Below are 11,724 nucleotides of genomic sequence, written 5' to 3'. Positions count from 1 at the left end.
CGACGCCGAGCGTCCGAAAGGTGCGTCCCTACGCCGAGCGTAGGGACGATGGAAATTTGGACAAAACTATGTTTCAAGAAGCCTGTGCGACAGCCAGCGATGTGAGACGAGCAGTTTCGGGAGCGAAATATTTTCTATTGTGCGAGTGGTTGGATATGACACCGTTGAGTACGGTTCCCACAGATATCGAAGAAGTCTTAATTCTTCGGAAGGCGAAACGTCTCGGTTCTCATCGGCGTAAACTGTTCAGTTCGGCGAAACAACGGCGGTTGAAACGCGGGGAGTTTGAAGCATTTTTGCAAGAGAATCCGTTTCGGGTGGAGATGTTCGATCGCTTTCGCGGTCATATTCGTAAACTTCTAGCGAACGAAGTCCCCCTAGAACGAGATGTGTTAGAAATGGGATACTTTTAACAGCCTAGCCAGTAAAATGCCTTGACTCAATCTCGATTCCCGATACAAAATCATGAAAATTGAAATTAGACAAGAAACCCCAAAGGATTTTGACCAAATCTACAACCTCGTCAAAATGGCCTTTCAAACCGCCAAAGTTTCCAACGGTCAAGAACAAGATTTCGTCAACCAATTACGCCACAGCGACAACTATATCCCAGAACTGGCCTTAGTCGCCGAGTGCGATCGCCAACTCGTAGGTCATATCATGTTGACCCGGAATTATATCAACCCGGGTCGCAAAAAAAACCAAACCCTGTTACTCGCCCCGATTTCCGTGATGTTAGAATATCGAAATCGCGGCATTGGAACCCAACTAATTCGCAGCAGCTTCAAACAGGCGAAAAACATGGGATATCGCTCTGTGGTTCTCGTAGGAGATCCCGCCTATTACCACCGATTCGGCTTTAAAAAAGCGGCGGATTTCGGCATTACCCACATGCAGGATATCCCAGAAGAATACGTTCTCGCCTGCGAACTGGTTCCCAATGGGTTAGATGGCGTTCGAGGCGCGATCGACTGTTAAATTCAATTTTCTTGAATTCGAGATTCTTAACCAACCCGCTTCGCCACCAACTCCTGAAAAATCCCGTACATATCCCTAGCGAACTTCTTCGGATTCCACAACGGCGCCAGAGTTTCCGCCTGTTTCCCCCGTTCCAACTGCTGTCGCATCCGCTGGCGCAACCCTTCATCCCGTCCCAAACGAACCGACCAGTCGATATACTCGTCCCAAGTCCAACAAATCCCCATATCAGTCCCCGCCGCTTTCATCAGCGAGTACGCCTGACGACCGAAGGATTGTTGCGATACCAACGCCACCACTGGCATATTGAACCACAACGCTTCGACTACGTGCGTCGCGCCGCTGTAGGGATAAGAATCGATGAGAACGTCGGCGAACTGGTAAATTAAACGGTGTTCCTCTTCTGTGCGCGTGCGCGGTAACACCCGAATGCGGTTGGTGCGAACTCCCTGACGCTGACATTCTTCCTTATAAATGCGTTCGATCGCCACCAAATCCCCGACGCGACCCTTATAAAACAACAAACTATCGGGAACTTGCGACAAAATACGAATCTGCGCTTCCACCAACTCCGGACAGAACTTGTTTCCCGTCGCCACGCAGAGAAACGCCACCTGATTCGGCGCCACTCGCATCGATCGACGCAACACTTCACGATCGACTGGCTTAATCGGAAGTCCTCGCGTCGCCGCAAAGGAGTCGGGAAGACGCACCACCTGTTCGATGTAATGTTCTTCTACGCCAGCGGGGTGGGTTTGCCAATCTCCTAAATAATAATTCTTCGGCGTCAAATATGGCGCGTCGAAACCCAGCCAGGTGATGCAAACATGGGCGGGACTGTGGTAAAACACTTCTGTATTGGGCATCACCGTCACCGAATCCATGTCCACCAACACATCTAATTGGTCTTTCGCCACTTCTTCCAAAATGGCTTTCGCCTGGGCGCCTTTGGGTCGGCTAAACTTCTCCGCATAGGTCTCGAACCGCTGCGTCAGTTCGTCTCGTCCCATGTCTCCCGTCACGTAGAGGAACAGATGCGGCGTCAGTTTCGAGAGTTCTTCCATCACGTCCACACTCAACCACCCCACGGAATGGCGGCGGAAGTGTTTCGACAGGAAGCCGATGCGGAGGGGATGACCGGGATTCGATCGCAGGTTGAGGGGAATCTCTTTGTGTTTCTCGGCGTTGGATTTGGCTTCGAGATATTTAACGTAAAATTGCGCCAGGGTTTTGCAGAGTTTGGCGTTAGCGGGAACGTCGTCCCGCAGGTGAGGCATATCGAAGGCGATGTTGAGATACAATCGCACGATATCCTGATAGGTGAGGGTTCCTTTGAGGAGTTCGTAAATTTGCGGTTCGAGTTCTCGGAATTTGTCGATCGCAATATGGCTGACGCCCGAGTTCAAATGGGCTTTAATGGCTGCTAAAGACGCCATGACCGCATCTTTTCCGGTGACGTTCTGGCAGTATTTCAGCGAAATTTCTCGCGCGGCGGCTTGGTCGTGGACGTTGTAGATTTCGCACAAACTCCAATAGGCTTCGCTGAGGTCGCTTTTGAGGTCGATCGCTTTTTTGTAGAGGTCGATCGCTGTCTTTTTGTCTCCTTTCCCGTAGTATTTATTCGCCAGCAAGCGATAGGATTCGCCGCCGCCAAATTCAGCATCCAAGGCTAACGCCTGTTTCCAACAATTAATGGTTTCGTCTAATTTACCCAGGCGCTCGTAAACTTTCCCTAAATTCCAATGGATTCCGGGAATTTTATTATCTAAAGCAAGGGCTTTTTGATAGAGTTTTAACGACTCTTGAAACTGGTTTTGGAAGAAATAAAGACTCGCAATATTCGAGTAAACTTCCGCATATTCTGGCTTAATCGCGATCGCCCGTTGATAGGCGTTCATGGCGGCCGTGCCGTTGCGCTGTCCTAAAAAGGCATTGCCCAGGGTTTTATAGGCTTCCGAAAAATCCGGTTTTCCTTGAATGGCTTTCCGAGCAGCATCAATCGCCGCAACGTAATTTTTTTCTTCTAAATAGAGTTCGGCCAGGGTGTGGTGAACCTCGGGAAATTCCGGTCTTAAAATTAAAGCGCGACGGTAGTAGCGTAAGGCCGTGCGAATGCGTCCGGTATGTTCTTTAAGGAAATTTCCCGCCTCGAATTCATATTGAGCGACCGTCTCGTAATTTTCCAGGTCGTAATTCCACTGACAAACATAATGATAGTAATTTAAAAAATACTCGATAATGCGGTTGAAATTCTCTTGAACCTCTTCATTTTCCGGTTCCAGTTCCAACGCCTTTTCAAAATATTCCAGCGCCTTAAGGGGAACGCTGTGCATTTCGCAAGCCAACCCCAAAGCATTTTGATATTCGGCATTTTGCGAATCAAGTTGAACCGCTTTTTGTAAGTCGAGAATCGCCTGATAGCTTTGATGGTGGTGGTAGGCGATGCAGCCTAAACCGTAGTGGGCTGCGGCGTTGCGGGGATCGCCTTCGAGGAGTTTTTTGTATAGGTAAACCGCCTGTTTGAACTCTTCCTGACGTTGGAACAGTTGCGCCAAATGCAGCAGTTCCCGTTTCCAAACCTCGAGGTTGGTTTGGCGTAACTGGCGAAGCAGGTTGTTGAGTTGTTGGCGCGGCTGTTCTAAGCTGGGGTCGAGTTCCATCGCCCGTCGGTAGCAGGCGGCGGCGTCGGAAAGGTTCTGTTTGGCTTGGTAAGCGGCGCCGAGGTTGTGGTGGTAACTGGGATTTTCTGGACTGCGATCGATCGCCTGTTGGAGAAATTCGATCGATCGATCGAACTGTCCCTGTTGATACGCCAAAGTCCCCAACCCTTGCAACCCGTCGGGGTGATTCGGTTCGCGATCGAGCAGTTGTCGATACAGCTTTTCCGCATATTGCAGATATCCGCCACGATGAAACTGACGCGCCGTCTGAATCAAATGGGTTAACGCCGCCGTTCGATCGCAACCGAGCAAATCGTTCCAAGCGCGAGAGAGGTTCGCCTGTAGCGTGGCGCTTTGGGGTTCGACAGCCAGTCCCTTACGGTAGTTTACCACCGCCGCTTCCGCTTCTCCCTTAGCGCGATAAGCCATACCCAAAGTGTTGTAAAACACCGGATTGCGGCTGTCGAGTTCGATGGCGCGATCGATAAGTTCAATGGCGCCATCGTAGTCCCCCTTCTGATACGCCACCGCACCGAGGCCATGTAACGCCTCCGCCCGCTGCGGGTCTTCCTTTAAAATATCCCGATAAAGTCGATCGGCTGTATCTAAATCTCCCGTTCTGTGCGATCGTACCGCCGTCGCTAACGCTTCCACTACACTCATTTCAAGAATTGATAATTGAGAACTGATACTTGACAACAGAAATGAGGGGATTCAAAATCCTCTCATCATCCCCTCATCCCCTCATCCCCCAAACTACGGCGTGACGAGTTCCCGTTCTCGCACTTTAACCAAAGGTTGCGGTTCCGGGAACTGTCCCACCGCCACCTGTTTCATCAAATCGATATGTTTAGGAAGCAGAACCGAATGCGCGTACTGTTCCAAAACCGTTTTCCGCGCGTTTTCCCGAATATGCACCATCTTCGTCGGATGTTCGAGAACCTCATTGACACGGTCTGCAATTTGTTTCGGCGAGAAGAAATCCACCAAAAAGCCGTTTTCCCCATCGCGAATCACTTCCCGAACCGGCGACGTATCCGAACCGACGATGACGCAACCCGTAGACATCGCTTCAATCATCGACCAAGACAACACAAACGGCCGCGTTAAATAAATATGAGCGTCCGAAGCTTGAATCACCTTCAAATACTGACCGTAAGGAAGCGTTCCCACAAAATGCACCCGCGACATATCTAACGGAACCTTTTCCAACATCTCTTCCTTATAACTTTTCCCGTTAGGAAGCGATTTCCCGTAACAGACCCGTTCCGCGGCCACGATAACCACGTGACAGTTGGGCCGTTTTTCCTGAAGATAGGCGATCGATTCAATAAACTCCGGAAAACCGCGATAAGGTTCCATTCCCCGCGAAACATAAGTCACGATTTCTTCAGCGTGGGACAAATCCAAATTCGGAAGCACTAACTTCGCCCCCGGATTCGGTTTAAAAAACTCCGTATCGACCCCATCGTGCATCACCGAAATTTTCGGCTGAAACTCCTTCGGAAACTGAGATTTCTGCCAAATCGTCGGCGACAGACCCCAATCACAAGCATACAAATCCATCAAAATCGGCGCGTTCTTCACCCGAATTTTCGCCTCATCGTCCGGAGAGAGGGGGTCAGCGGGGTCGAAGTCCGCGTCCGAACCGTGAGCCCAGTAGAACCACTCGAAATAACACATCAACTTCGCCTCCGGGAAGACATCTTTCACGAACAGCGTCGGACCCCATCCCGAATGACCGTAAACCAAATCGGGAACGAAGCCTTGATTTTTCAAAGCGATGAGGGTTCGATAGACCGCTTGTCCGTGTAACACCGCACTTTCCAGGGGTCGGACGTAGTGATGAGTTTCCGGTCGGGGGTCGCGACTGGGGGTAAACAACGCCTTTTTCACGCCGGGAATTTTCCACTCCGGACGCTCGTTTTTCGTCCCGAAGACGAGTTCGTTCTCGGGATCTCGACCTAAAATCGTAGCGACGTGGCGAAATTGAGCGGGAAAGTTCGGGTGCAGGAATAAAACACGCATAGCGGCTAAGTTCGGAACTGGCGATTTGACGGATTGGAAACGTCCAGCCAAGGGCTAGACCCGAGTGCGATTGGGACGATTCCGAAACGGTTGCGGCGACCGAAGTTCGGAGAATGCCAAGTCAGATATCGTATCGCATTCTCGGCGCATCTGGGGTACTGGCAGAATATCACGACAGCGAATCGTTCCATCCCCAGTTTTGTTGTAATTCGTCGAACAAGGCTTGGTTGTGAGGTTGGAAGTAGGTCTGCAACTGTTGTTTTAGTGACTGTGGGATGTGGGAATAGTTCCCCGCGTTGAGACTGGGGTACGCTTCGAGGGCGATGGGGGGAAGGTTGAGGAAGGACAACACCTGCGTCAAGGTGTGGCTGGGGTTGCGATAGAAAGTTTCGCTGTTGAGAATTAGCAGTTGTTCTCGGGGGAAGTGGTTCCACCATTGCTGAAGTTGTTCGAGGTATCGTCCCCGCGCGAGGTAGCTATAGTGCTGATAGTTATAACTGTGATAGTTGGGGTCGTTCCGGAGTTTTTCGGCTTCCTGGGCGAGGCGTTGGGGTTCTTGGCCGAAGGCGTCTTCGAGAGACAGGGTCTCGAATCCGAGTTTGACTTCATGGAAGTATTGGGAAATGGCGCGATCGACCGGGTTTCGCAGCAGTGCGATAAGTTTGACTTGGGGACAGGTGGCGGCGACGCGACGCGGTACGTCGGGGTGAAAGAGGTAGTAGGGACTGGCTTCTCCGGTGATGGCGTTGGGCGGCGTTGGGGGGAATTGGCTGGCGTACCAGTCCGCGCCGAGGTGATATTGTAAGTCGAAGAAATGCACTTCTTTTTGAGGGGCGACTCGCACCATTGGATGGTGGCTGAGGTAGTAAAAGAGTGAGGTGGTTCCGCCTTTTTGTGCGCCGAGAATCAGAAAGTCTGGCATGGTTGCCGATCGAGTTTATGGTGCGGTGTTTTTTAACATATTTTTGTGATAAATGCAAGTCTTTTTGAGTGGTTTTTAGAGATAATTTATCGGTTGGATCGATGGAGAGCGCCAGCCCACAAAAACTCGAACAAATTACCACAGAAATCCAGAGAACGCGGAGCAATTGCGATCGATTTTTTAAGGTGGGTTGCCCGTCGGAAACTCTAGTATTTTAGAAGGTTTAAATTAGCCTCGAAATTGGCAATTTTGCGAGATTTTTTCGAGACCGTTACCGAGAGTGCAAATCTCAACTCTCTCGATTCAGTAAGTGAATTTTAACTCTACCTCCAATTTAGAAGGCAATTCAAGTTTTAATCCTGTTTCAATCCCTAAAAGGGATTTGAGTGAATTTCAACTCCGATGGTGACACCCGCTGGGTGGCTGGAAATCGCGTTCTCATTACCTCCTGTAATTAATTTCAGAACGATGCTCGAAAGGTATCGAATTTCAACAAACTATCGGGGTTGCTGTACCAACTTTTATCCGTTTAGCGTCGTAGTCATAGCGTCGTAGTCATAGCCAGAGTCTTGGTTTCGATCGCTATCTTTATTAAAGCCATTGGCTTAGGATGGCTTGGATTGGTTTAAGTCTTGAATTTCAACTTGATTTCAACATGAAGCCGGCTACTGGGTTTAAGGGGAGCTGAAGACTGTAAGGCGTGACTGGCTGAAGATGCACTCAGGAAAGCAAGTGAAGCGAGAACTGCAATTTTGAAAGAAGGTTTCATAGAAGTTAAATTGCGAGTACTCTGATTGCGATCCTTACGATTGTCTCAAGAGGGTAGTTACCCCGGACTTTGTTACGTTCCATCTTAGCTTAAAGGATAAACATCACGAAATGATGACTATAGATTAGCTGGCTGTCGTCAGTTTGGCTGTCGTCAGGGGAATAAAGATATGGACATGGGTTCCTTCTCCTGACACGGAGTCTATGGTAATCTCACCTTGATGACGATGTAGAATTTGGTAGCTAATTGCCAATCCGAGTCCCGTTCCTGCGCCAACGGCTTTGGTCGTAAAAAATGGGTTAAAAATTTTATCTTTTATGGCTTCATCAATGCCAACTCCGGTATCTTTGATATCAATAGTAATACCATCAGGCTTGGATTCATTGGTATCAGAATAATGAGTTGTAATTGTTATGGTGCCAGGCTCTTCAGCCTCTTGAATGGCATCTACAGCGTTGCTGAGTACATTGAGAAAGACTTGATTGATTTCGCTGGCAAAACATTCAATTTTAGGCAAGTCCCCATAGTTTTTTTCGATTTCAATGTCACTCAGTTTATGTCCAAGAATTAGCAACGAGTCCTCAATCCCTTGATGAATGTTAACTGCTTTTTTGTCCGCTTCATCTAGACGAGAAAAACTGCGCAAGGATTTAATAATATCCCGGATTCGCTCACTTCCATTTTGCATAGAGGTAAAGAGTTTATTGGAGTCTTCTTCAATAAACTCTAAGTCAACTTCTTCTAGTCGATCGCGTACAGTGGCAGGCAAATTTTTCTGACTCAATAACTCTTTCAAGGATTCTAATAGTTCATCCTGGCTCTCTTTAAGATGAAACAAGTTTCCGTGAATAAAACTAATCGGATTATTAATCTCATGAGCAATTCCAGCCACCATTTGCCCCAAACTAGACATTTTTTCACTATGAATCAAGCTGGATTGGGTTTGTTTGAGCTTATCTAATGTCGTGGACAGTTCTCGAGCCTGTTTTTTTGATAATTTGGCACTTTCTAGGAGCCTTAATTCACGATTTTTTAGCTCATCGTTGAGTTTAAAGAATAAGTAAAGTGCTAAAAACCCACTTAAAATCCCTACACTTGCCTCGATAAAAATCGCTGTTTCGATAAAGTCTTCTCGTTCTTTTGAGGCGAGTTGTCGCTGTTTAAGTAATCGTTCTTCTTCTCTGACAAAAACGGCAATTTCTGCTCTGGCTTCATCCATTAAATGTTTTCCACGAACCAGTTGACGAATTTCTGGGGTTTCTACAGATTCCTCGGTTTGACTCTCGATTTGATAGAGTTTTTCTCTAAAAAAGTTGATATTTTCCCGTGCAACTTCTTGAATAACACGAGCTTGAGCTAGTTGTCGTTCATTATCTTCGACTAAATTCTCTATATTATACAGGGTTTGTGGAATTTCAAAAATCACCTGTTGATAGGGTTCTAAAAACTGAAGTTTACGGGTGATTGCATAGCCACGAATTCCTGTTTCGGCATTCAAAAGCTGCATCAAAAGCTGATTAGCTTCATAACGGACTTGCTGAGTATGTTCAACATATTCTTGAGCATCAATGGCGGTGTCTTTGATCCAGCTAAAAGCAATGAGGGTGATAATTAAACAAGTGATAGGTATGCCAATTATCAGGCTTCCCCGTTGACGAAAGGATAGATTATTCCAGTAAGAAAGTAGGTTGACTGATGGAAGTTTCAACATGGAAAACATCTTCTTTGAACTCAACCAAGGTGGTGATTGTAGAGATTATGGAAGGTGATGCGAGTTAACCTGAAAGGAACTTGAGGATTGAACTCATGCCATCTATCAAAAGTTGATAAAAATGTCGTCGTATTGGCTAAATTTTGAAGAAATCTCCGGAGTTTGAACATTTCAGGACAGTGTGAGCCGGAAATCGTTGCTATTGAGATGTTGAGGCTTTGCAAAAATTATTCTAATTTCTGGATTTGAGTCAGGTTGAGGCGGTAGTCAATCCAGCGGCCATCTTGTCGAGGATGTATCAGTTGCGCCTCTTTTAAAAGTTTAAGATGAAAGGAGATTTTGGACTGGGGACTGTCGAGGCGATCGCACGAGTCACAGACACAAAGTTCGCGATCGCAGAGATGGTCAAGAATCTGTAACCGCAGAGGATCGCTTAGTACACGAAACCCCAAGGTTAGGAGATCTCCAGAGAGTTGGCTTGAAGATTTCATGGCATTAGGGATAGCATTCAGGTTGGTGGACAGGATCTATCCCTAGTCTAATCGATTATCTCAGTCGCTGTCGTCAAGCCTTTGGCATGAAGGTTTCAATCCCTAAAAGGGATTTGAGTGAATTTCAACCTTTGCTGAGCAGTGCGGTAACGATGAACAGCCCGTTTCAATCCCTAAAAGGGATTTGAGTGAATTTCAACTCATCGTGAAGAGCGATCGCAGGGGGGAAAATAAAGTTTCAATCCCTAAAAGGGATTTGAGTGAATTTCAACCCTCGCTCACCACCTGCAAAAGGCTGGATCGATCGCCCTGGTTTCAATCCCTAAAAGGGATTTGAGTGAATTTCAACTCGTCATCGTTTCTAAAAGTCTCAGGAACTTCGTTTCAATCCCTAAAAGGGATTTGAGTGAATTTCAACGCGCGCATTCTCAATGAACTGGGCTGGGTGCTGACCCGTTTCAATCCCTAAAAGGGATTTGAGTGAATTTCAACCCCGAAAAGAGGGGGTTCGGGCGGTCGCACAAGTTTCAATCCCTAAAAGGGATTTGAGTGAATTTCAACGACGGCTATCCACCACGCTTTTGGAATAAAGATTGTTTCAATCCCTAAAAGGGATTTGAGTGAATTTCAACTTACCACTGCTCACACCACCACCAGATATCCGAAGTTTCAATCCCTAAAAGGGATTTGAGTGAATTTCAACCTATTAAAGGTTCTGGAGGATACTCCAAATCACGTGTTTCAATCCCTAAAAGGGATTTGAGTGAATTTCAACACACTGGTATTCCTATCTTTGGATCGGATACCTTCGTTTCAATCCCTAAAAGGGATTTGAGTGAATTTCAACCTTTTGTGATTGCCAGGTGTGGCTACTACCATTGTAGTGTTTCAATCCCTAAAAGGGATTTGAGTGAATTTCAACCTAGCATCGGGAGGGACGCGGCTAGTAATTTTTTAGGTTTCAATCCCTAAAAGGGATTTGAGTGAATTTCAACGTAAATGGCTTCATCTACAATTTGGAGATGATATCACTTGTTTCAATCCCTAAAAGGGATTTGAGTGAATTTCAACTACCCTCTGCGCTTTCCGGTCAACATATTGTTGTTAATGTTTCAATCCCTAAAAGGGATTTGAGTGAATTTCAACTTTAATTATGTGAATATATCACTAAATTGCTTGATGTTTCAATCCCTAAAAGGGATTTGAGTGAATTTCAACGCGGTATCTACGCCGCAGATGATCCCGTATTTGGAGAAGGTTTCAATCCCTAAAAGGGATTTGAGTGAATTTCAACGATAATCACCCCAGTTGATTGGTCTATCGCCCCTAGTTTCAATCCCTAAAAGGGATTTGAGTGAATTTCAACATTATTAGCCATCTCAAGGATCCTTTCCTGATATTCTTCCTGTTTCAATCCCTAAAAGGGATTTGAGTGAATTTCAACAAGAATTACAACAACTCAAACACTTGCTTGAAAAAGCCAGTTTCAATCCCTAAAAGGGATTTGAGTGAATTTCAACTAGAGTTCGGAGTCGGAAGTGCGCACCTTCAGGTTTCAATCCCTAAAAGGGATTTGAGTGAATTTCAACTTTAGAGATGGTTATTTCAGTGTCCGATTTCAGCCTCGTTTCAATCCCTAAAAGGGATTTGAGTGAATTTCAACTGTTGCCGGAAATATTAGAAGATCGGCGGGGATGAGTTTCAATCCCTAAAAGGGATTTGAGTGAATTTCAACGTAGAAAACGCAGTCGATTTCCCACTACCAGCGGGTGGTTTCAATCCCTAAAAGGGATTTGAGTGAATTTCAACAGAAGTTTGGGAACGCGATCACGTTTCCGTAGAAAGTTTCAATCCCTAAAAGGGATTTGAGTGAATTTCAACGATAACGGTAGGACTAGGATAAATCTTAACTCACGCAAAGTTTCAATCCCTAAAAGGGATTTGAGTGAATTTCAACGGAATTTGTCCATGAAACGGTAGTTGATTATTGTAAGAGTTTCAATCCCTAAAAGGGATTTGAGTGAATTTCAACTTTCCTGGGATGGGCGATCCGGGGAAACTGGATATGTTTCAATCCCTAAAAGGGATTTGAGTGAATTTCAACGAGATAATTTCGGTTCTTCGTAAGTTAAGGTGATACCAGTATAATGGTATACAAGTATAGG

The 11,724-nt window shown here is 46.4% G+C and carries 7 protein-coding genes and 1 CRISPR repeat array; of the genes, 2 read left to right on the top strand and 5 right to left on the bottom strand.

Going from position 1 to position 11,724, the window contains the following annotated elements; all coding sequences use genetic code 11:
• On the top strand, window positions 1-413 hold a 413-nt coding region (locus ACP5D4_RS18825), incomplete at its 5' end, for a Bpu10I family restriction endonuclease (RefSeq protein WP_428013154.1).
• A gap of 52 nt (window positions 414-465) precedes the next feature.
• Window positions 466-978, top strand: coding sequence for a GNAT family N-acetyltransferase (locus ACP5D4_RS18820; protein WP_428013153.1), 513 nt, complete (start codon window positions 466-468; stop codon window positions 976-978).
• A gap of 26 nt (window positions 979-1,004) precedes the next feature.
• On the opposite strand, the gene ACP5D4_RS18815 is transcribed toward ACP5D4_RS18820, so the two are convergent.
• The 5 genes from ACP5D4_RS18815 to ACP5D4_RS18795 form a co-directional block, all read right to left on the bottom strand.
• Window positions 1,005-4,301 carry a tetratricopeptide repeat protein gene (locus tag ACP5D4_RS18815; protein ID WP_428013152.1) on the bottom strand — a complete coding sequence of 1,099 codons (3,297 nt, stop codon included), beginning with the start codon at window positions 4,299-4,301 and terminating at the stop codon, window positions 1,005-1,007.
• 93 nt (window positions 4,302-4,394) lie between these two features.
• A complete protein-coding gene (locus ACP5D4_RS18810) occupies window positions 4,395-5,666 on the bottom strand; it encodes a glycosyltransferase family 4 protein (protein ID WP_428013151.1) in 1,272 nt (423 codons plus the stop codon).
• A 169-nt stretch (window positions 5,667-5,835) separates the two neighbouring features.
• Window positions 5,836-6,588 carry a sulfotransferase family protein gene (locus ACP5D4_RS18805; RefSeq protein WP_428013150.1) on the bottom strand — a complete coding sequence of 251 codons (753 nt, stop codon included), beginning with the start codon at window positions 6,586-6,588 and terminating at the stop codon, window positions 5,836-5,838.
• Between the two features lie 893 nt (window positions 6,589-7,481).
• Window positions 7,482-9,068, bottom strand: coding sequence for a CHASE3 domain-containing protein (locus ACP5D4_RS18800; RefSeq protein WP_428013149.1), 1,587 nt, complete (start codon window positions 9,066-9,068; stop codon window positions 7,482-7,484).
• Window positions 9,069-9,295: 227 nt separating this feature from the next.
• On the bottom strand, window positions 9,296-9,559 hold the full coding sequence (locus ACP5D4_RS18795) for an ArsR/SmtB family transcription factor (RefSeq protein WP_428013148.1): 264 nt from the start codon (window positions 9,557-9,559) through the stop codon (window positions 9,296-9,298).
• Between the two features lie 92 nt (window positions 9,560-9,651).
• Window positions 9,652-11,663: direct repeats of the CRISPR family, unit length 37 nt; unit sequence GTTTCAATCCCTAAAAGGGATTTGAGTGAATTTCAAC.
• Window positions 11,664-11,724 lie beyond the last annotated feature (61 nt).

It is taken from the genome of Baaleninema sp. (assembly GCF_049974805.1).
GTDB lineage: Bacteria > Cyanobacteriota > Cyanobacteriia > Cyanobacteriales > Geitlerinemataceae > Baaleninema.
Note: the sequence above shows the minus strand (reverse complement) of the source record. Positions and strands in the feature narration are given on the sequence as shown.

Coding starts and splice junctions, on each gene's coding strand:
- ACP5D4_RS18820 (WP_428013153.1), top strand. CDS start 466: ATGAAAATTGAAATTAGACAAGAAACCCCAAAGGATTTTGACCAAATC.
- ACP5D4_RS18815 (WP_428013152.1), bottom strand. CDS start 4,301: ATGAGTGTAGTGGAAGCGTTAGCGACGGCGGTACGATCGCACAGAACG.
- ACP5D4_RS18810 (WP_428013151.1), bottom strand. CDS start 5,666: ATGCGTGTTTTATTCCTGCACCCGAACTTTCCCGCTCAATTTCGCCAC.
- ACP5D4_RS18805 (WP_428013150.1), bottom strand. CDS start 6,588: ATGCCAGACTTTCTGATTCTCGGCGCACAAAAAGGCGGAACCACCTCA.
- ACP5D4_RS18800 (WP_428013149.1), bottom strand. CDS start 9,068: ATGTTGAAACTTCCATCAGTCAACCTACTTTCTTACTGGAATAATCTA.
- ACP5D4_RS18795 (WP_428013148.1), bottom strand. CDS start 9,559: ATGAAATCTTCAAGCCAACTCTCTGGAGATCTCCTAACCTTGGGGTTT.